The sequence below is a fragment of the Ensifer sp. 2TAB8 genome (assembly GCF_052115125.1).
Taxonomy (GTDB): domain Bacteria; phylum Pseudomonadota; class Alphaproteobacteria; order Rhizobiales; family Rhizobiaceae; genus Ensifer.
On the sequence record NZ_JBFRGB010000014.1, the window covers coordinates 139,137 to 159,412 of the forward strand.

The window sequence follows — 20,276 nt, forward strand, 5'->3', positions numbered from 1 at the left end:
TCTCCTCTTATTGATGAAGGCGAAACGTCTCCGCGCGCGCGGATGTTCCCCCGGGAACGTCACGAAATGTGACGCCGTGACATTCTCCCGCTGCTGCCGCGCCCCGTGGGCCAAAGAAAACAGGCGGCGGGAGAGGGAACGAAGATGCAGAATATTCAGCCGGACCAGAACAATTTCACCGCCCGTAGCCTCAAGCCGGTGGTGCGGATCGTCGTTGCCGCTGAACTGGCCATTTCGGCGCTGCTGATGACGACGGTGCAATGGCCGGTGCCGCAACCTGCGACCAGCCAGGCCGCCACCGCCCAAGTCGCCGTTCTGCGCTGATTGGCGCTGTCACCGGCGCCATTTGCCGCTATAGGAGAGAACTACAGCGCAGCGCGTCCTGTCGGGCGCGCTGATCGTTATAGAACTTTGAAGTGCTGCAGGCGTTTTATCTATCGATCGACGACGATCGAAGGAGGCCGCGGTAGATCCTAAAAAGGCAGGCGCACATGTTACAGGCGGGCATCATTCCGGTTACCCATTTCGAGCAGAATTGCACGGTGCTGTTCGACAGCGAGACCAAGGAAGGCGTGATCGTCGATCCCGGTGGTGACGTCGATCTCATCCTGCAGACGGTTCGCGAGAACGGCATCACGCTGAAGGCGATCTGGATCACCCATGGCCACATCGACCACGCCGGTGGCGCCAAGGAATTGAAGGATGCGCTCGGGCTCGAAATCATCGGCCCACACAAGGACGACCTGCCGTTGCTCGAAAGGCTGGAGAGCCAGGCCGAGCGCTTTGGCCTCGCAATGAAGGTCCAGAACGTCATTCCGGATCGCTGGCTCGAAGAGGGCGATACCGTTTCCTTCGGCGATCATGTCTTCGAGGTCCTGCATTGCCCCGGTCACGCGCCTGGCCATGTCGTCTACTTCAATCGGGCGCAGAATTTCGCCCATGTCGGCGATGTGCTCTTCCACGGCTCGATCGGCCGCACCGACCTGCCGGGCGGCAATCACCAGCAATTGCTCGATTCGATCCGCGACAAGATCCTGCCGCTCGGTGACACTGTCGGCTTCATCTGCGGCCATGGCCCCGGCGGCCAGATCGGCGAGGAACGCCGCACCAATCCCTATTTGCGCGGGCTCTGAACCGCTTAGCAGGCCGATCAGCGGCCCGAATCAAAAAGCGCATGGCTCGCGAGAGCCATGCGCTTCTTTTTTTGTTCTGACGCTCGCTTGATCAGCCGGCGGTGCAGAAGTAGCTGCGGCCATCATAGCCGCGGAACGTGCCGTTGTCCGGGTTGAACGAGCGGTAGCGCTGCGAGCAGTAACGGTACCAGGAGGGCGTCCAGGGCTCGAGCGAGCGGTAACCGCCGCCATAGCTGTCAACGACGACCGGGCGTGCCTGATAGACGGGGCGGGCGCGGTAGACAGGGCGCGGCTCGTAATAATCGTATTCCGGTTCCGGATCGACATAGACGCGGTCGCTGTAGCCGCTGTTGTAACGGGGCTGCGAGGCAATCGCGCCGCCGATCAACGCGCCGGCGACGAGGCCCGCTGCACCAGCTGCCCATGCGTCGTCATTGTTGTGGTGGTGGCCGCCACCCGCTTCAGCAACACCGAACGTCGGGATGACGATGGCGGCTGCTGCGACCGAAAGAACGGCGGCTTTGATGAACTTGTTCATGAGCTTCAATCCTATCGCATGGACCGGATCAATCCGGATTTCATGATGAGAGGAAGTTAATGCTGCCAGCCTGAACCGAGCCTGAACAAAAAAAACCCGGCAAATCTGCCGGGCTTCAACTTTGAATCTGTCAGCAGAAGTCGGCGTTAGCCGGCGATCTGCAGGTTGACCGCCTTCGGGCCTTTGCCGCGGCGATCCGGTTCGGTGTCGAAGCTCACCTTCTGATTTTCCGTCAGACCGTTCAGGCCGGAAGCCTGGACTGCGGAAATGTGTACGAAGATATCTGCACCACCGTTGTCAGGCTTGATGAAACCAAAGCCCTTGTCGGTGTTGAAGAATTTTACAGTGCCAGTTTCGGCCATGCGTCAGGTCCTTTTCTCTCCACCCGTTTGACGGACGGGTAGCATTGCAGTTTTGCCCGAATGGGCGTTGGCAGGCAGTTCTCGACGTTTGAGGAAAGGGTCCTGTTACCGCAGCCAGCCATTGGAGAAGTTGCATTTTCATGCGTCTTCCCGGCCTGGCCGCCCGGAGTTTTGCGTCTCCGGCCCGCTTTTATTTCAAGATCTTCCCGTGTTCGCAGATTGCCCGAACAGAGTAAGATTGATGGGTTTATTTTGAATTGGCAAGCAAAACTTTTCAGGCGTGGTATTGCGTCTTGTCATTGCTCAAAAATCGGTCAATTCCGCGGTTGTTGCCCTTCTTTCAAGATATATCGCAAGCTGTTGAAATCACAGCTTTTTGAAAATGAATGCCGCAAAATTGAGTGGGTTTTTGCTGTTTTTCGATGCGGCCACAACGGGGCCTGATGAATGCAGGCGGCGTCCGGTATTCGCAACTCTCTGATATGTTTGATGCTTCTCGCGTCGAACGTTTCTTGCCTACGATTCTTGCAGAAAAACTAAAGGTATTGAATTGGACCGGTCGACGACACCCCGCCCGGGGTTTCGTGCCGAAGCAACGATCTGATGGCCCGGTACAATAGCAAGTAAAGCGCCAGTCCGGCGTTTGGGGCGGTCGCTGATATAGTTCGTGCCGCAGTCGGTTGCGCCCGCAAGTGCCGGTTTCAGGCGGCCGCTTGAACGCGCCGGCTTTTCGTCAGTTCGGGAATGATCTCGACGGCAAGCATCGCGGCGAAGATGATCGCGCAGCCGGCATAGCCGATCGGGGTGATGACCTCGCCGAGCAGCAGGACGCCGAAGAGCGCGGCAAAAAGCGCCTCGCTCGACAGGAAGATGGCCGCCTGCGGCGCCGTGGTATAGCGCTGGCCCACCACCTGCAGGATAAAGGCGAGACCGCTCGAGAAGATGCCGGCATAGAGAATTTCGAAGAGGGCGCCTTCGATCGCGGCAAAGCTCAGCGGCTCCATGGTCACGGCACACAGGAAACCAAGCACCGTGCAAACGGCGAACTGCGTCATCGACAGCAACATCGGTCGGCCGCTGCTGGGCGCGAAAAGGCCGACCAGCAGCAATTGCACTGCCCAGAACAGGGCGCACAGGATCGTCAGGTAGTCGCCGCCGCTCAGGGCCGAGAGCGTCCCACCGCTCAGAAGGAAGATGCCGAAGAGCGCCATCAGCGCGCCCGGCCAGATGACCCAATGCGGCTTGCGGCGCAGGAAGACGACGGTCAGCACCGGTACGAAGACGACGTACAGCCCGGTGAGGAAGCCGGAATTGGTGACGCTCGTGTCGAGGAGGCCGAATTGCTGGGTCGTTGCACCGGCAAAGAGCGCAAGGCCGATGAAGATGAAATTGCGGACGGTCTTCAGCCGCAGCGGCTCGGTCGCACGTTTCGTCTCGAGAATGGCGAAGGGCATGGCGACCAGTGTCGCGATCGCAAACCGGAGCGTGATGAACCACAAGGGGCTGATCGCATCCATGGCCGTCGACTGCGCAACGAAGCCGGCGCCCCAGATCGCGCCTGATATCAACAGCAGCAGATTGGCCTGAATGCGGGGCATGTTCGTTCTCCTCGGACAGGCCGCCGTCTAGCAGTTGCGTTCTGGGCGGGCAAGGCTCATCGTCAGCGTCTCGGCGCTCGGAGATGGCGATGAACGACAGCGGATATTCCGGTACGCCACTTGCTCGCAAGCTGGGCTTGAGGACCGGTCAGGTGGCGTTGCTTCTCGGCGTTCCGCCCGGGCTCAGCGACGTCACCGGCTTTTCCGGTTTCTCGACCAGCGAAACGTCGATCGGCCCGGCAACCGAGCGCAGCTACGACTATGTGCATGTGTTCGAGACGCAGAGATCCGTATTGGCCAGGCTTGCGCCAGAGGTGGCGGCCCGGCTCAGGCATGACGGCATGCTCTGGATTTCCTGGCCGAAGAAGGCGTCGAAGGTGTCGACGACACTGACGGAAGATGTGCTGCGCGACATCTTCCTGCCGCTTGGCCTCGTCGATGTGAAGGTCTGCGCGGTCGATGCCGTCTGGTCCGGGTTGAAACTCGTGTTCCGCAGGGAGCTTCGCGACCGGCTGACGTGAAGGGCGAGGGCCGGAATTGTTACTGCGTCGCGCCTTTGGAAACCCGGAGAACGGCGCCGTCCTCCTCATCCGTCACCATCAGCAAAGCGCCGTCCGGCGCGACGACAACGTCGCGGATGCGGCCGAATTCGCCATCGAACAGCCGCTCCTCGTTGCCGATGGCGCCGCTGTCGTCGCGTTCGAGCCGTGCCAGGAGCTGGTACTTCAGCGCCGCGACCAGCAGGTCGCCGTCCCACTCAGGGAACATCTTCCCGCGGTAGACGGCAAGTGCGCCAGGCGCGATCGAGGGGTCCCAGTAGAAGAGGGGCTGGTCGAGGCCGTCCTTCGCCGTACCTTCGCCGATCTCGGCGCCGGAATAGTCCTTGCCGTAGGTGATGACCGGCCAGCCGTAGTTGTGGCCGGGCTGGGGATTGTTGATTTCGTCGCCGCCGCGGGCGCCGTGCTCGACCGTCAGCAGCGTGCCGTCCCTGGGATCGACGGCGATACCTTGAGGATTGCGGTGGCCCTTCGACCAGATCTCCGCCAACCCGCCGGTGCCGCCGCGATAGGGGTTCGATCCGGGAATGCTGCCATCGGCATTGATGTGCAGGATCGCTCCGGCATGGTCGCGCGGGTCCTGCGCCCGGTCACCTTCGCCGCGATCGCCGATGCCGAAAAACAGGCTGCCGTCGGGCGCGATCGCGATACGCGAGCCGAAATGCTGGCCCTTGCCGGTGAACTTGTTCATGCGGAAGAGCTCCCTGACGTCGGTGAGGCCGCTCTCGTCTCGTGCAAGCTTGGCCCGAACGACCGCGGTGCCGTAGCCGCCTTTGCCGCTGGCCGCCAATGTCAGGTAGAGCGTCCTGTTCTCGGCAAAGCCGGGGTCGAGGGCGATGTCGAGCAGGCCGCCCTGGCCGCGCTCGGCAACCTTGGGCACGCCCTTCAGCGGGTTCGACAGCTTGCCGTCGCGCAGGATCCTCAGTCGGCCGGGGCGCTCGCTGATGATCAGGCCGCCACCCGGAAGTGCTTCGACGGACCAGGGGTGTTCAAGGCCGGTCGCCAGGGTCTCGACGCGCAAGGGGCCGTGCTGGCTTGGGAAATCGCGGGCCTCCTGCGCCGAGGCGGCGCAAGGGGCGAGGGCCGTTGCCAGCGTGAGAAACATCGCGAGCGCCGGCGCCTTATGCGCCCGCGTCGTTAGCCGTTCCAATGCTCCTGCATTCGTTCGCCGCATTCCGCTTCTCCGACCCGACTCGTTCAACAGGCAAGCTGGTGCGGTCGACGGAGGCGTTCAAGTCACAACCGATCAAAAGCGCTTTATTTCGAGATCGAGCCGGTCGTCAGCGGCACCGGGCGCTGTTCGCCAATCAGTTCGGCATTGACGATGTAGCGCATCGGTCCCTGTTCGACCGCATCGAAGGGCCAGCAGGTGGCGAGCGCCAGATGATGGCCGGTGGCCGATGCGTTGATGCCGCTTTCGTCCCAGCGGGCGACCCGGCTTTCGCCGGCGCGGAACAGGAAGCGTCGGCCATCCTTGCGCGTCAGCACCAGGAGATCACCGGGGTTGACGTCCTTCAGCCAACGGAAATGCGTATCGCGGTGGGCGGCGATGACGGAAGTGCCCTCGTCACCGGGCAATGGCGTCGTCGTCAGCCAGGCCGGGCCGAAGGCAAGCGCTTCGCCGCTTGCACCTTCGAGCACGATCGCCGAGCGGTTCAATCGAGGCGCGGTGATTTCGGCCGTCGTCTGGAAGTCGGCCCAGGGCCAGGGCTTCCCGTCCGGGTTGCCGTGCAACTGGGCCTCGAAGGTGCGCTTCAAGAGCACCTGCGAAACCTCCGCCTTGGCCTTCATGTAGAAGCCCTTGCCGATCAGCATCAGACCGGCAAGGGCAATGAGTGCGATGACGGCAAGCACGATCGTCTCAACCGCCGAGAGGCGGGCGAGAAAACCCGGCCGTGGCTCGGGCTTTTCGTTGTCAGCGGCCACGACGGCGTACTCCGGCAAGCACGACGGCGGCGATCGGCGCGCGCCAGAAGACGAACGTCATGCCGGCAAGGAGGGCAAAGGCCAAAAGCATCAGACCGATCAGGATCTGCTTGTCCGCTTCCGTGGCCGTTTGCGGCAGTGTGACCTGGTTGTTGGCCTCCGCGATCAGGCCTGCCGCCCGCGCGGTTGGTGCCGCCCGCATGCGATCGGCCGTCGCCATGGCAAGCTTGGTCCGACTTTCGAGTGCGGCGCTGCGTTCGTCGACCTTGCCGGGCGTGGCTTCGCCGGGCTCTTCACCGAAGACCTTGCCGAAGTCCCAGCCAGCCGGAAGGTTGAGCGGCAGCCTCATTTCGGCTTGAGGCTCGCCGGCCGGGCGTGACGGCGTTGCATCGACTGCAACCAGGCTGGTGACGCGGGAGACGAGGTGGTGGGCGAGTGCGACGGTCTCAATCTGCTGATCGAGCGTGGCGGGATCGGCGATCGAAGCGGCGCTTGCCTCGAGATCATCGATCTTGCGGCGCGCCCAGAGCTTGGCGATGCCCTGGCCGGTCGAGGCCTTGGCGATGTCCATCTCGACCCGCCACGGCTGGTCGCCGGCCTTGCCGAGGATCTGCAGCTTGCCTTCGGGGGCTGCGCCGTCGAGTTCGGCCGTCAGCACGACCGGTTCTCCGCGATAGAGGTCGGGCATCGGGTTCGGGGTGATGTCGCCTGCCGACGCGCCGTCGAAGCTCGCGGAGATGTCGGTCATCGCGGGGCTTTCAAGCTTGGTGAAAAGCTCGCCCATGCGCTCGGCCACCTGGCTCTCCGAGCCGATCAGCGTGAAGGTGCCACGGCCATATTCGGCGGCCTTCGTCATGAAGTGGCTGTTCGGGGCGGAACCGATGCCGACGGTAAAGACGCGGGCGTCGCCACGGTTCTTCTCAATCTCTTCGAAAAGCTGCGTCTCGTTGCCGATCGCGCCGTCGGTCAGGAAGACCACCTGGCGCAGGGCACCGGACTGGACCGGTCCTTGCGTGCGAAGGGCTGCTTCCAGCGCCGGCAGCATTTCGGTACCGCCATCGGCCGTCAACCCGCGGACATAGGCAATTGCCTCTTCGCGCTTGTCCGGTGTCGCCTCGGCGAGCTCCGGAAAATGCACGGACATGGTGTCGTCAAAGCGGATGACGTTGAAACGGTCTTCAGGCTTCAGCCTGGAAATCGCGAGCGCCAGGCTCTGCTTGGCCTGCTCCATTGAGGGGCCGGCCATGGAGCCCGAATTGTCGATGACGAAGACGATCTCGCGTTTGACGGGCTTGGCGTCGGTATTGCTTGCGGTGGCCGGTGGCGTGACGAAGGAGAGCAGATAGGTCTTGCCGTTCACCGTCTCGCGGAAAAGCCCGGCATAGGGGCTCTTGCCCTCGATCGCTTTCCAGGTGAGCTCGAAGTCGCGGTCGGCGGGCACGCTGTCGCCCCTCAGCGTCACGCGGCGGCTGAGATCGTCGAGATTGGCGATATCGACGTCGTGATAGCCGGATTTCACTTCGCCGAGCGGGAAGCCGGCCTTGAGGTTCACCGTCAGTGTGACGGGGTTGATCCTGGCGTTTGCCTTGGGATCGAGGACCGGGGCTTCGATCTTCTCGCGGTCGGGGACAGGATCGCTGACGGCATAGCCGGTGCGGCTGTCGAGATCGACGGTCTGGACGATCGGCTGCGGATTATAGCGCGGCGCCACCACCATCGGGAAGCGGAGGGAATAGAGGCCGTTCGATTGACGGACCGCGCTCTGATACTCGATCTGCACGACGACCGTTTCGCCAGGGCCGATATTGGCGACCTGGTTGGTGAAGATGTTCGGGCGCTGCTGTTCGAGAAGCGCTGCCTTTTTGCCCTCGGCCTTCGCCTGTTCGTAAATCTCTTTGGCGGCCTGGCGCGGCTTGATCTGGCCCTCGATGAAGCGGTCGCCGATCTGCATCTTCAGCGTATCGACGGCCGAATCCTCGGGCAGGGGGAAGACGTAGGTGCCTTCGACCCAGCCCTTGCTGGGGTTCTCGAAGCGCTGGGTTACGCGGGTGCGCATGATCGGGCCGTTGACGTCGATCGTCACGTCCGTCGCCAGCCGCGGTGCCTCGACGAAATAGCCCGGTTCCTTCGACGGGAAGAGCAAGGCGCCGGTGCCGACGTCGTTGGGGCGGACGTAGCCTGCCATCCGCTGGGGCTTGGCGTCCGGCGTTTCCGCGGCCGCCTGGGTCATCAGGCCGATGAACATCAGGATGCAGGCGGCAAGGGCCGCGAGCGCCAGATACATGCCCCAGCGCGCCTCGCTCTGTCGTGTTTTCATTGAGGCGATTTCGTCGTCGAGAAACATTGCATAACCCCCGTAATGCGAATGTGTTCGGATCATCGGAGGAAAAGCCCGGAAACCGGCTCTTGCGGGACGGAATTGCGGCGTTCCGCGACAGTTGTCGTGGCTAAATTATGGCATTTGCAATTTTGTAGAATTGCGCTGATTTTTTTGAATAAATCGCGATCAAGAACCGTTTCGGACTGATACGCTTCGTGGCCGTTCAAACCGCCGCCACATTTCCATTTTCGTCGCCTTGCGCTTGCAGGTGAGCATCGCCTTGAGATCTTGGCTGGCGATCGACAACGCTGATCGCACTCATGAAACTTTGTCATGGTGACGCTTTTTGCCCGCGTTTCCGGCGTTTTTGCCGTTCCGGCGCTTGCAAGACCGGGCGTCTTTCGACATAGACCTAACCGCTATGGAGCCTGGTTTTCTCCGTTCCGTAGCGATCACCTCGTCTCGAAACGATCAGGACCTTCACCCATGGCCTTCCTTGCCGATGCCCTCTCCCGTGTAAAGCCTTCCGCCACCATCGCCGTTTCGCAGAAAGCCCGTGAGCTGAAAGCGAAAGGCCGCGATGTGATCGGCCTCGGCGCCGGAGAGCCGGACTTCGATACGCCCGACAATATCAAGAAGGCGGCGATCGACGCGATCAATCGCGGCGAGACGAAGTACACGCCGGTTTCAGGCATTCCGGAACTGCGCGAAGCGATCGCCAAGAAGTTCAAGCGCGAGAACAACCTCGACTACACCGCCGCCCAGACGATCGTCGGCACCGGCGGAAAGCAGATTCTTTTCAACGCCTTCATGGCGACCCTGAATGCCGGCGATGAAGTCGTGATCCCGGCACCCTACTGGGTCTCCTATCCGGAAATGGTGGCACTGTGCGGCGGCACGCCGGTCACCGTCTCGACCAAGCAGGAAAACAACTTCAAGCTCAAGGCCGAAGATCTGGACAAGGCGATCACGCCGAAGACCAAGTGGTTCATTTTCAACTCGCCGTCCAACCCGTCGGGCGCTGCCTATTCGCATGCCGAGCTCAAGGAACTGACCGACGTTCTGATGAAGCATCCGCATGTCTGGGTTCTGACCGACGACATGTACGAGCACCTGACCTATGGCGACTTCAAGTTCGCGACCCCGGTCGAAGTCGAACCCGGTCTCTACGACCGCACGTTGACCATGAACGGCGTCTCCAAGGCCTATGCCATGACCGGCTGGCGTATCGGTTACGCAGCCGGCCCGCTGCAGCTGATCAAGGCCATGGACATGATCCAGGGCCAGCAGACCTCCGGCGCCACCTCGATCGCCCAGTGGGCGGCCGTAGAGGCGCTGAACGGCACGCAGGACTTCATCCCCGAGAACAAGAAGATCTTCGAAGGCCGCCGCGATCTCGTCGTGTCGATGCTGAACCAGGCCAAGGGCATTTCGTGCCCGACGCCGGAAGGTGCCTTCTACGTCTATCCGTCCTGCGCCGGCCTGATCGGCAAGACAGCACCGTCGGGCAAGGTGATCGAGACGGACGAAGACTTCGTCTCGGAACTCCTAGAATCCGAAGGCGTTGCCGTCGTGCACGGCTCGGCCTTCGGCCTCGGCCCGAACTTCCGCATCTCCTATGCGACCTCGGAAGCCCAGCTCGAAGAAGCTTGCCGCCGCATCCAGCGCTTCTGCGCCGCCTGCAAGTAAGCGCGAGCAACCGCATCTGACAAAAAAAGCCCGCCGGAAACGGCGGGCTTTTCGTTCGCAAAGCGATTCAACGGGCAGCGAACCTGATTCAAATCAGCCGGCTAAGGCGTTGAAATCAGACTCGAACCTCAGGCGCCGGGAACCTCGTCGTCGCCGACGACGCCACCCTCGCTTTCGAGGATGGAGAGGCGGCGTGCCTCCGAACGGGTGAACTTCAGCCGCACGCCGATGCCGCGCTCGCCCTCCGGCAGAAACACCGCACCGGCATTTTCCAGCGCGTGCTTCAGCGACAGGATCACCTCGTCGGCGGGTGTTTCCAGCTTGCGCTCAAATTTGAGGATCGTATCCTCGTCAACGCCCGAAAAGCTCGAGAGCATCTCGCGCGAGATTTCGATCAGCGCCCGGGCGGCGCGGCACTGTGGACCTGTAATCATCGTCATCTCCCGTTGCAGTGGAGGATGCGCGAAGGCCGGCGACGGGGCAACCGTAACGCATCTTCACGATTTTCGCGCTTGGTGTTCGCTCTGGAGCGAAGTCTGCAAGGATGGACGCCTTGCCGAAAAAGTGGGATGCGTGGACCCGTCGTCCACAAATGCAGCCACTGAGCCTCCTCAATGCGCAATCTCAACGATTTCATCATCTTCGCCCATGTGGTCGACCACAAGGGTTTTGCTCCGGCGGCACGCGTCCTCAACGTGCCGAAGTCGACGCTCAGCAAACGCGTGGCGGAACTGGAGAAGACGCTCGGCGTCCGGCTCATCAACCGCACATCCCGGCGCTTCACGGTGACCGAGATCGGCGAGGATTTCTATCGGCATGCGGCCGCGATGCTGATCGAGGCGGAAGCGGCCGAGGCCGTGGTCATGGGCAGGCTCGCCGAACCAAGCGGCACCGTGCGCATCACTGCCTCGGTGCCGACGGCGCAGATGACGCTTGCCGGGTTGCTGCCGCAGTTGGCGCTCACCTATCCCAAGATGCGGGTGGCGCTGCACGCGACCGACCGCTTCGTCGATCTGGTCCAGGAGGGCTTCGATATCGCCGTGCGCGATCATTTCGCGCCCTTGCCCGATTCCGGTCTCGTCCAGCGGCGGGTCGCCTCGCAGGTGATCTGGCTGGTTGCCGCGCCCGGTTATCTTGCGCGACGCGGCGCGCCGATTGAGCCAGGTGACCTCGATGACCACGATGGGCTGCTCACGTCGCTGACCAGCGATGGCTGGACGCTCCGCAACGGGGATGACGCGGCTATCTCGGTCAAGCCCGAGGCGCGCTTCGTCGCGGACGAATCCCAGGTGCTTCTCGAGGCGGCGCTTTCCGGCCTCGGAATTACGGCGCTGCCGCGCAAGCTCTGCGGCGCCGAGATCGACAATGGCAGCCTCGTACGGGTGTTGCCCGGCTGGCAGGCGGGGCTTGTCACGACAACCCTTCTGATGCCGCATCGGCGTGGCCAGCTCCCTTCGGTCCGGGCCGTCGTCGATTTCATTGCCGAGCGCCTGGGCGAGGGCTGACGGCGACAGCCTGTTGGAGATCCCTTCTTGCGCGCTTGCCTGCGGCCATTTCCTGCGGGGTCCGCTACGTGAGATCTGCAGATGAAATGGCCCGCACGAGGCGGGCCATTTCATTTGATTGTTTGTTGGGCTTAGCGCTCGGCCAATGCCGGTTCGCCCTTCTTCTCGCGCACGAGGTTCATGAAGCGGCGGAAGAGGTAGTGGCTGTCTTGCGGGCCGGGGGAGGCTTCCGGGTGGTGCTGGACCGAGAAGACCGGCTTGCCGGCGACGCGCAGGCCGCAGTTCGTGCCGTCGAAGAGCGAAATGTGAGTCTCTTCAACGCCATCGGGCAGAGACTTCGAATCCACCGCGAAGCCGTGGTTCATCGAGACGATCTCGACCTTGCCGGTGGTGTGGTCCTTGACCGGGTGGTTGGCGCCGTGGTGGCCCTGATGCATCTTCTCGGTCTTGCCGCCGAGCGCGAGCGCCAGCATCTGGTGGCCGAGGCAGATACCGAAGACGGGGATGTCGGTCTTCAACAGGTTCTGGATGACGGGCACGGCATACTTGCCGGTTGCCGCCGGGTCGCCCGGGCCGTTGGAAAGGAAGATGCCGTCCGGCTTCTGCGCCAGCACTTCGTCGGCGCTGGTCGAGGCAGGCATGACGGTGACGCGGGCGTTGAGACCGGCGAAAAGCCGCAGGATGTTGCGCTTCACGCCGTAGTCAAGCGCGACGATGTGGTAGGCCGCATCGGTTTCGCCGAGCGTCGAGAAGCCCTCGTTCCAGACCCAGGGCTTCTCGTTCCAGCGCGAGGACTGGCCCGAGGTTGCGACCTTGGCGAGGTCGAGGCCTTCAAGCCCGCTCCAGGCCTTGGCTTCCGCCTTCAAGGTATCGATATCGAAGACGCCCGAGGGATCGTGGGCGATGACGGCGTTCGGCATGCCGTTCTCGCGGATCCAGGCGGTAAGCGCGCGGGTGTCGATGCCGCAGAGGCCGATGATGCCGCGGGCCTTCAGCCAGGCGTCGAGGTGCTTGGCGGCGCGGTAGTTCGACGGTTCGGTGATGTCGGCCTTGAAGATGACGCCGACCGCGCCGTGGCGTGCTGCCGGCGTCAGGTCTTCGATGTCTTCGTCATTGGCGCCGATGTTGCCGATGTGCGGGAAGGTGAAGGTGACGATCTGGCCGAGATAGGAGGGGTCCGTCAGGATTTCCTGGTAGCCCGTCAGTGCCGTGTTGAAGCAGACTTCCGCCTGCACCTTGCCGGTCGCGCCGATGCCCTTGCCTTCGATCACGGTGCCGTCGGCCAGAACGAGCAGTGCGGTTGGTTTTTCAGTGGTCCATGCGGGTGTCGCGGTCATCGTTCCTATCCCGTTGCGGCGCGAGGCGGGGCTTGAAAGCCCGGCAATCGATCGCCATTTCATGTGCTCAGGCATGGACGCGCGGAATCCCCGCGGAAAGTGCTCTCATGCCGATGTCGTGCAGGTGCGGGAAAATAGCCAAAGCGCTTCTCCGGGTCAACCGGCCGCTGTGAATTGTCTGGAAATAAAATTCCTTATAATTCAAGCGGTTGCGTATTCCGTTTGATTGCACCTGTCACACTGGTTTAAGACGACGACAACAATGATGGTTTCGAACCGGTTCCGGGCAGAGCACCGCGGGCCGGTTTCGACATGGAGTATGGACATGCGCGACCAGTTCGCTGACGCACTGAAGGAAGCCCTGAAAGCCAAGGATACGCGGCGTACCTCGACCGTGCGGCTGATCCAGGCGGCGATCAAGGACCGGGACATTGCCAATCGCGGCCAGGGCAAGGACCCGGTCAGCGATGACGACATCCTGCAGATCCTCGCCAAGATGATCAAGCAGCGCGAGGAGTCGGCCCGCATCTACGACGAGGGTGGCCGGCCGGAGCTTGCCGAGCAGGAGCGCCAGGAAATCGTGATCATCAACCACTTCCTTCCGGCACAGCTTCCGGAAGAGAAGGTGCGCGAACTCTGCGCCTCGGTGATCCAGGAAACCGGCGCCCACGGCCTGCGCGACATGGGCAAGTGCATGAACGTGCTCAAGGAGCGCTACCCGGGCCAGATGGACTTCGCCAAGGCGTCCGGTCTCGTGAAGGACCTGCTCAAGTAAGGGCGGATCAAATACCGGCGCACGCCCGTCCATAGGTGACGGGCGTCGCCTCTTCGGCGTCTGCGAATATCTTGTCTTCGAACGCCCGATCGATCTGCGCGAACTTCTCCGCCTGATAGTCCCAATATTCCCGGATGAAAGCCTTCGAAAGCCAGACGCCACCGCGTCCGGGTGTTCGCTCCCAGCCCATGCTGCCGAGCAGGGCCGCCTTGTCGAAGATCCGCTTGAGATGCGTCTTCGAAATCATGAAGCGTTCGCTGAGGTCACTGGGCGAAACGGAACCGATCGCCAGTCGCTCGGCCTCGGGGTCGAAGGTGCCGATGCGGGAGAACAGATCGTCCATCACCACGCCGCCGGAATTGACCCAGGTGAAGAGATCGAAGGTCGGTCCGGGACGGCGAACCTTGTCGTTTCCGACAAGGGCATGAGCGACTGCCGCCTGCAGCCGGCCAAACTGGGTCGGGTCCTGCGTCAGCGTCGCCACGCGCGACCGGCCATCAAGCACGTCGAGAATGGCAAGGTGCGCCAGCATCCATTTCCAGACATAATCAAGCGCAGCGTCCGTGGGCTCGATCGGCCGATTGCGCTTGGTGGGTGGTGACACCGTGTATTGCGCGAAGCGATAGGCGATCATCTCCTGCACGAACGAGGCCGCGGTGTTGCGGCTGGCGATATCGTTGGCGACGGCATAGTTGATGAAACGCCCGCTATAGAGGCCGCTAAACAGATCTTCGGGATCGCGGTCGTGATGGAGGGCGAGACCGGATTGGGCCATCAGCCAGCGCTGCTGCGAAGCGAAGATCGAAGCGAGCCGCGGGTTGTCCCCATACATGGAGACCATGCCGCGGGCGTAATCCAGGACGGCGCTGAAGAAGACAGGACTGGACGCGAGTGCTTCGACAGCAATGGCCATGATGGGTGTTCCAATTCGGGACACCGAATTGACGCTGTTCACCTTCGGCGAGTCAAGCGCTACTTTTGGTCTTTGGAAGCCCGTTGTTGCTCCCTTGGGTTGTGGTTGCGAGCGTAATTCCCGTTTCCGTCCTGTGAATTACGGGCAAGCCGGATCACTCTTGTGGCGTCCCGCGGACTTGCCGCCTATATGGAGGATCGACCAGAGGTTTTCATGCGCTTTTCACCATCCTTTCTCGACGAGATACGCGATCGCGTGCCGATTTCGGACGTGATCGCCAAGCGCGTCTCCTGGGATCGGCGCAAGACCAATGTTTCGCGCGGTGACTATTGGGCCTGCTGCCCCTTCCATGGGGAAAAATCGCCGAGCTTCCACTGCGAGGATCGCAAGGGCCGCTACCATTGTTTCGGCTGTGGCGTCTCCGGTGACCATTTTCGTTTTCTCACGGACCTCGAGGGCCTGAGCTTCCCGGAAGCCGTGCAGCAGATCGCTGATATGGCGGGCGTTGCAATGCCGCAGCCTGATCCGCAAGCCGAACGGCGGGAAAAGGAGCGCACCAGCCTTCTCGACGTCATGGAGTTGGCGACCGCATTTTTCGAGGATCAGCTTCAGACCGCGGGCGGCGCCAAGGCGCGCGCCTATCTGCGCGAGCGCGGCCTGACGGGCCGGACGATCGAAACCTTCCGCCTGGGCTTTGCGCCCGACAGCCGCAATGCGCTGAAAGAATTCCTGGCCGGCAAGGGCATCGGCAAGGAGCAGATCGAGGCCTGCGGCCTCGTCGTCCACGGTCCGGACGTGCCTGTTTCCTACGACCGTTTTCGCGATCGCATCATGTTCCCGATCCTGTCGTCACGCGAGAAGGTCATCGCCTTCGGCGGCCGCGCCATGTCGCCGGATGCACCGGCGAAGTATCTGAACTCCAACGAGACCGAGCTCTTCCACAAGGGCAACGTGCTCTACAATTTCGCCCGTGCCCGCCGTGCGGCGCAAGGTGCGTCCCGTCTGGCCGACGCCGGACCGGACGATGCCGCGGGAACCATCATCGCCGTCGAAGGCTACATGGACGTGATCGCGCTGCATCAGGCGGGCGTCGAAAATGCGGTCGCGCCGCTCGGCACGGCATTGACCGAGAACCAGCTCGACCTTCTCTGGAAGATGACTTCGCAGCCGGTGCTCTGCTTCGATGGCGATGGCGCCGGCATCCGCGCCGCCAACCGCGGCGTCGACCTGGCGCTGCCGCACCTCAAGCCCGGCCGCTCGGTCCGTTTCGCCATGCTGCCTGACGGCAAGGACCCGGACGACCTGGTGCGCCACGAAGGACGCGCACCCTTCGACAAGGTGCTCGCCAATGCGCGGTCGCTTGCCGACATGGTCTGGCAGCGCGAAATCCAGGGTGGGTCGTTCGACACGCCGGAAAAGCGCGCCGAGCTTGAGGCGAAGTTGAAACAGGTCACGGTCGTCATCTCCGACGAGAGCGTGCGCCGCCACTACGGCCAGGACATGCGCGACCGGCTGAACGCCTTCCTGCAATCGTCAGGATCGGGGCGGGGAGAGCGGCGTCCGTTCGAGCGCGGCGGCAGGCCCGGCAACGGTCCCCGCGGTGCCGGCGGGCCGAGAGGGCCGAATGCGGCAGGACCGACCGCGATATCCGATCGGCTGGCGCGGTCTTCGCTCGTCAGCGGGCAGCAGACCGCGCCGTTGTTGCGCGAAAGCGTGTTGGCGCTCACCATCGTCAATCATCCGCAGCTGCTGTTCGACGAATACGATGAGATCTCGACGATCGAGTTCGATCATCGCGACCTGCAACGCTGCTGGGCGGCGGTGTTGAATACCGCCGCCGCGCAGGGGCCGCGCCTGACGCGCGAAGGTCTGGTCGAGCAACTGCATGCCGAAGGTTTCGGTGCCTTGATCGGCGCGATCGACCAGCAGATCCGCTACGCGCGACTTTGGACCGCGACGACGGTGGCGGCGCCCGAGGATGCCCGCGAAGGCTATCTGCAGGCGCTGGCCCTGCACCAGCGCTCCAAGGCGCTGCATTGGCAGCGGCGCGAACTCGAACGTGAACTGGCGCACGCGACCGAGGAAGGCGACCTCGAGGCGGTGCCGCAACTGCTGCGCACGCTTCAGGAAGTGCAGCTCGAAGTGACGCGGCTTGAGAACCAGGAAGCGATCATCGAAGGTTTCGGCGTGCTTTCCGGCCGCGTGAAGGGGCCGGCAGCGCGCTAGTTCAAAAACTTACGCTGCCACGCTGAAATCCCACCCGATCTTAACCGAACGCCGACTATTCGCGCCAATGTTCGGCCACCCACGGAGCGGGACGGATGTAGTGGCGCAGGTAGCGGAGCGGGTTCTTTTCACGACGGTCGCCGTTGAACAGGCGGCGAATGTGGCCAAGCGGCGTGTCCACCCGGCCACGATAGCCGTATTGCCCGTCGATCGCATGCTGCGGCAGCAGGCTGCGCGGGAAGAGCACCACGCGCGCATCGGCCGGCAGGCGCGGCTCGAAGAAATAGTTGAGCGGGAAGGTCCAATGACAGTCCTGCCGGAAGTGCAGGACCCAGCGTCTTGGGAAAAGCTTCACGCCGCCGGGCGCATTGCGCGTGACGAAACGTTGCTCGAAGCGATATTCATCGGCAATCCCCTGAGGATTGGCAGCAAACTTCTGCTGCAGGGGCACGAGCTTGCCCACCGGAAAGCGGAACAGCGAGGTCTGGCCGAGACGCTCGAACGGGGTTGTCTGGTTCCTGGCGAGGATCACGTCGTCAGGTTCGCCGACCTCGAAGAAAGAATCGAGCGATCCGACGATGACGATGTCGAGATCGAGAAACAGCACCGGACCCTTGAGGTTGCCGAGCTTGGGCCCCCACAGCCGCGACTTCTGCCAGATCCCGGGCGTGTTCGTTGGCATGTCCGCGATGTTGAGCGGCGGCAGGTCCTCGCAGAGAATTTCCGGACGCAGCCCTTCGAAATTGTCGTTGAAGCAGGTGAAGGTGAAGGGCGGGGTGATGTTGCGTGCCACCATGGCATAAAGCCGGTTGATGAACGGAGCGCCGTACTTCGTACCCCAATTGATACAGATGATCTGCTTGACGCCGCCGCTCGCCGCTAGAATGTTCGCCATGATGACTTCCCGATTTTTTGGGAGCCACTAAAGTACTGGTGCGTCATCAAGGTCAAGCTGGCAAAAGGCTCAATCCCCCACGTTGAAAAGCCTGCCGATCGCGCGGGATAATCGCTGCTTTCTCTTCATTTGCCCTGACGACTATGGCATTGCGGCCGCATCTTGCGATGATTGCAGGCAGTGATTCCCGTGAAGGAGACGTGATGGAGTTTGTCGAAAGGGCGAAGCGCGCCGCAAGCGCTGCCAGCCATCTGTTCGACGACGCCGGCCCGGCGCCGCTCGATGTGCTGAAGCGCGTCTATGGCTATTCCGCCTTTCGCGGCAAGCAGCAGGCAGTGGTCGAGCATGTGACCGGTGGCGGCGATGCCGTTGTCCTCTTCCCGACCGGTGCTGGAAAATCGCTCTGTTTCCAGATCCCGGCGCTCTGCCGTCCCGGGCTCGGTGTGGTCGTCTCGCCTCTGATTGCGCTGATGCGCGACCAGGTGGAGGCGTTGAAGCAGCTCGGCGTCAACGCGGCGGCCCTCAACTCGTCGCTGACCCGCGAGGAAGCAATCGCCGTGCGGCGGCAGGTCCATGACGGCACGCTCGACCTTCTCTACGTGACGCCGGAGCGCATCGTCACCGACGGTTTCGCGGATCTGCTCGGCGATGCCCGCATCGCGCTTTTTGCCATCGACGAGGCGCACTGCGTTTCGCAATGGGGCCATGACTTCCGTCCGGAGTACCGCGCGCTCGGGCTTCTGGCGGAGCGCTATCCGGGCGTGCCGCGCATCGCGCTGACGGCGACCGCCGATCCGCATACCCGCGACGATATCGTCGAGCGACTGGCGCTGACCAATGCCAAGGTCTTCACCACCAGCTTCGACCGCCCGAACATCGCCTATGAAATCGTCGAGCGCGACCAGCCACGCCAGCAACTGCTGCGCTTTCTTTCGCGCTTCAAGGGGTCGTCAGGCATCGTCTATTGTCTGTCGCGCGCCAAGGTCGAGGATACGGCCGAGTGGCTGAACGCCCAGGGCATCCGGGCGCTGCCCTATCACGCCGGCATGGATCGGGCGCTGCGCGACAAGCATCAGGATGCATTCCTGAAAGAGGAGAGCCTTTGCCTGGTTGCAACCGTCGCCTTCGGCATGGGCATCGACAAGCCCGACGTACGCTATGTCGCTCATCTCGATCTGCCGGGCTCGGTTGAGGCCTATTATCAGGAAACCGGTCGCGCCGGCCGCGACGGCCAGCCGTCGGAGGTCTGGATGGCCTATGGCATGGCTGATGTGCTGCAGCGCCGCCGGATGATCGACGAGGGTGGGGCGGCGGATGACATCAAGCGTATCGAGCGCGGCAAGCTCAACGCGCTGCTTGCGATCTGCGAGACCGCGGGCTGCCGCCGCCAGGCGATCCTCGCGCATTTCGGCGAGGCCCATCCCGGCCGCTGCGGCCATTGCGACACCTGCCTGAAGCCGGTCGAGACCTGGGATGGCACGGAGGCGGCGATCAAGGCGCTGGCGGCCGTCTATCGCACCGGTGAGCGCTTTGGCACCGGCCATGTGGTCGATGTGCTCATGGGCACGGTCAACGAAAAGACCGAGCGCTTCGGGCATGTCGACATGCCGGTCTTCGGTGCCGGCAAGAATCTGCCGGCCCRCACCTGGCAGTCGGTCTTCCGGCAGCTGCTGGCGGCAGGACTGATCAGTGTCGATCATACGGCCTTCGGGGCGATAAAGCTCGAACCGGAGGCCCGCGCCGTGTTCAAGCACGAACGCCAGGTGTTCTTCCGCAAGGACAGGCCGACGTCGGGCAAGGCCGCCCGCGGTGCCAAGTCGGGCTCGCAGCGCGAGCGCGCGGATCTTGCGGGTTCGGATCTCGAGCTGTTCGAACTGCTGCGCGCCGAGCGCTTTACGATCGCCAAGGACCTGAACGTCCCACCCTATGTCGTCTTCCCCGACGCAACGCTGATTGCACTCGCCAAGGAACGCCCACGCGGCTTCGACGAACTGCTCGATATTCCCGGCATCGGCGAAAGCAAGCGCGAACGTTACGGCGAGGCATTTCTTGCTGTCATTGACGGGTATCTGGACGGGTGAAGACGTTCGCGCCGGCGGCCGGCACGTTCGAAGCCAGACGGAAAATGTCCGTCAGCATATCCGGCGCGACACAATATGTCTGCCACGCCATCTCGTAGTGAAATGGCCTGTCGTTTTCACGCTCCATGCCGCAGCGCGCCGGATTTTGCTGCAAGTCAAAAGCCGTCATGATACTCGTCAGCCACGCGATGTTTTCTTCAAGTGAGGGCGCCATGACTTCAGCCTTTCTGTCCCATCTCCGTTTAGAGCTCGATGGCCTGAAGAAGGCCGGGTTGTACAAGTCGGAGCGTGTGATCACCTCGAAGCAGGCGGGTGAGATTAAGGTCGCCTCGGGCGAGCGCGTGCTCAACTTCTGCGCCAACAACTATCTCGGCCTTGCCGATAGTGAAGAGCTTGCCGAGGCCGGCAAACAGGCGCTCGA

19 protein-coding genes and 1 pseudogene are annotated in these 20,276 nt (G+C 62.7%); 9 read left to right on the forward strand and 11 right to left on the reverse strand.

Translation table 11 applies throughout. From position 1 onward, the window contains the following. The first annotated feature begins 144 nt into the window (after window positions 1–144). Window positions 145–324, forward strand: a complete 180-nt coding sequence (locus tag AB4Z53_RS22425; protein WP_113535454.1) for a hypothetical protein — start codon at window positions 145–147, stop codon at window positions 322–324. A gap of 167 nt (window positions 325–491) precedes the next feature. Next, window positions 492–1,133 (forward strand): MBL fold metallo-hydrolase, encoded by a 642-nt coding sequence (locus tag AB4Z53_RS22430; protein WP_057253164.1) that lies wholly within the window; start codon window positions 492–494, stop codon window positions 1,131–1,133. 91 nt (window positions 1,134–1,224) lie between these two features. On the opposite strand, the gene AB4Z53_RS22435 is transcribed toward AB4Z53_RS22430, so the two are convergent. The 3 genes from AB4Z53_RS22435 to AB4Z53_RS22445 form a co-directional block, all read right to left on the reverse strand. Beyond that, window positions 1,225–1,671, reverse strand: a complete 447-nt coding sequence (locus AB4Z53_RS22435; protein ID WP_113535663.1) for a BA14K family protein — start codon at window positions 1,669–1,671, stop codon at window positions 1,225–1,227. A gap of 146 nt (window positions 1,672–1,817) precedes the next feature. Continuing rightward, window positions 1,818–2,033 carry a cold-shock protein gene (locus AB4Z53_RS22440; RefSeq protein WP_057253168.1) on the reverse strand — a complete coding sequence of 72 codons (216 nt, stop codon included), beginning with the start codon at window positions 2,031–2,033 and terminating at the stop codon, window positions 1,818–1,820. A gap of 701 nt (window positions 2,034–2,734) precedes the next feature. After that, on the reverse strand, window positions 2,735–3,631 hold the full coding sequence (locus AB4Z53_RS22445; protein ID WP_441597751.1) for a DMT family transporter: 897 nt from the start codon (window positions 3,629–3,631) through the stop codon (window positions 2,735–2,737). Between the two features lie 89 nt (window positions 3,632–3,720). On the opposite strand from AB4Z53_RS22445, the gene AB4Z53_RS22450 reads away from it, so the two are divergent. Then, entirely contained in the window at window positions 3,721–4,152 is a 432-nt protein-coding gene (locus AB4Z53_RS22450; protein WP_441597752.1) for a hypothetical protein, read from the forward strand. A gap of 19 nt (window positions 4,153–4,171) precedes the next feature. On the opposite strand, the gene AB4Z53_RS22455 is transcribed toward AB4Z53_RS22450, so the two are convergent. The 3 genes from AB4Z53_RS22455 to AB4Z53_RS22465 all read right to left on the reverse strand — a co-directional run bounded on the left by AB4Z53_RS22455 (window position 4,172) and on the right by AB4Z53_RS22465 (window position 8,458). Further along, window positions 4,172–5,362 carry a PQQ-dependent sugar dehydrogenase gene (locus AB4Z53_RS22455; RefSeq protein ID WP_441597753.1) on the reverse strand — a complete coding sequence of 397 codons (1,191 nt, stop codon included), beginning with the start codon at window positions 5,360–5,362 and terminating at the stop codon, window positions 4,172–4,174. Window positions 5,363–5,445: 83 nt separating this feature from the next. Continuing rightward, entirely contained in the window at window positions 5,446–6,132 is a 687-nt protein-coding gene (locus AB4Z53_RS22460) for a class GN sortase (protein WP_441597754.1), read from the reverse strand. Continuing rightward, window positions 6,104–8,458: a marine proteobacterial sortase target protein gene (locus AB4Z53_RS22465; protein WP_441597755.1), complete on the reverse strand. Its 2,355-nt coding sequence runs from the start codon at window positions 8,456–8,458 to the stop codon at window positions 6,104–6,106. The genes AB4Z53_RS22460 and AB4Z53_RS22465 overlap by 29 nt, the downstream gene beginning before the upstream one ends. Window positions 8,459–8,920: 462 nt before the next feature. On the opposite strand from AB4Z53_RS22465, the gene AB4Z53_RS22470 reads away from it, so the two are divergent. Continuing rightward, window positions 8,921–10,123, forward strand: coding sequence for a pyridoxal phosphate-dependent aminotransferase (locus AB4Z53_RS22470; protein WP_223725089.1), 1,203 nt, complete (start codon window positions 8,921–8,923; stop codon window positions 10,121–10,123). A 128-nt stretch (window positions 10,124–10,251) separates the two neighbouring features. On the opposite strand, the gene AB4Z53_RS22475 is transcribed toward AB4Z53_RS22470, so the two are convergent. Next, window positions 10,252–10,557, reverse strand: coding sequence for an XRE family transcriptional regulator (locus AB4Z53_RS22475; RefSeq protein WP_291151853.1), 306 nt, complete (start codon window positions 10,555–10,557; stop codon window positions 10,252–10,254). A gap of 180 nt (window positions 10,558–10,737) precedes the next feature. Here AB4Z53_RS22475 and AB4Z53_RS22480 point away from each other — a divergent pair, with 180 nt between their 5' ends. Continuing rightward, on the forward strand, window positions 10,738–11,628 hold the full coding sequence (locus tag AB4Z53_RS22480; protein WP_113535446.1) for a LysR substrate-binding domain-containing protein: 891 nt from the start codon (window positions 10,738–10,740) through the stop codon (window positions 11,626–11,628). 131 nt (window positions 11,629–11,759) lie between these two features. Here the strand turns inward: AB4Z53_RS22480 and carA are convergent, their stop codons facing one another. Beyond that, a complete protein-coding gene (gene carA / locus AB4Z53_RS22485) occupies window positions 11,760–12,965 on the reverse strand; it encodes a glutamine-hydrolyzing carbamoyl-phosphate synthase small subunit (protein ID WP_113535445.1) in 1,206 nt (401 codons plus the stop codon). 325 nt (window positions 12,966–13,290) lie between these two features. Here carA and AB4Z53_RS22490 point away from each other — a divergent pair, with 325 nt between their 5' ends. After that, entirely contained in the window at window positions 13,291–13,740 is a 450-nt protein-coding gene (locus AB4Z53_RS22490) for a GatB/YqeY domain-containing protein (protein ID WP_113535662.1), read from the forward strand. Between the two features lie 7 nt (window positions 13,741–13,747). Here AB4Z53_RS22490 and AB4Z53_RS22495 read toward each other — a convergent pair whose 3' ends face one another. Continuing rightward, a complete protein-coding gene (locus tag AB4Z53_RS22495; RefSeq protein WP_441597756.1) occupies window positions 13,748–14,653 on the reverse strand; it encodes a hypothetical protein in 906 nt (301 codons plus the stop codon). Window positions 14,654–14,866: 213 nt separating this feature from the next. On the opposite strand from AB4Z53_RS22495, the gene dnaG reads away from it, so the two are divergent. Beyond that, window positions 14,867–16,879 carry a DNA primase gene (dnaG, locus tag AB4Z53_RS22500; RefSeq protein WP_441597757.1) on the forward strand — a complete coding sequence of 671 codons (2,013 nt, stop codon included), beginning with the start codon at window positions 14,867–14,869 and terminating at the stop codon, window positions 16,877–16,879. 55 nt (window positions 16,880–16,934) lie between these two features. Here dnaG and AB4Z53_RS22505 read toward each other — a convergent pair whose 3' ends face one another. Continuing rightward, window positions 16,935–17,774, reverse strand: coding sequence for a glycosyl transferase (locus AB4Z53_RS22505; protein WP_441597758.1), 840 nt, complete (start codon window positions 17,772–17,774; stop codon window positions 16,935–16,937). A 203-nt stretch (window positions 17,775–17,977) separates the two neighbouring features. On the opposite strand from AB4Z53_RS22505, the gene recQ reads away from it, so the two are divergent. Beyond that, complete coding sequence (gene recQ, locus AB4Z53_RS22510) at window positions 17,978–19,855, forward strand: DNA helicase RecQ (protein ID WP_441597759.1); 1,878 nt, start codon at window positions 17,978–17,980, stop codon at window positions 19,853–19,855. On the opposite strand, the gene AB4Z53_RS22515 is transcribed toward recQ, so the two are convergent. After that, window positions 19,830–20,069, reverse strand: a complete 240-nt coding sequence (locus AB4Z53_RS22515) for a hypothetical protein (RefSeq protein WP_441597760.1) — start codon at window positions 20,067–20,069, stop codon at window positions 19,830–19,832. The genes recQ and AB4Z53_RS22515 overlap by 26 nt on opposite strands. On the opposite strand from AB4Z53_RS22515, the pseudogene AB4Z53_RS22520 reads away from it, so the two are divergent. Continuing rightward, a pseudogene (locus tag AB4Z53_RS22520) lies at window positions 20,068–20,276 on the forward strand (glycine C-acetyltransferase); the annotation flags it as partial. The gene AB4Z53_RS22515 and the pseudogene AB4Z53_RS22520 overlap by 2 nt on opposite strands.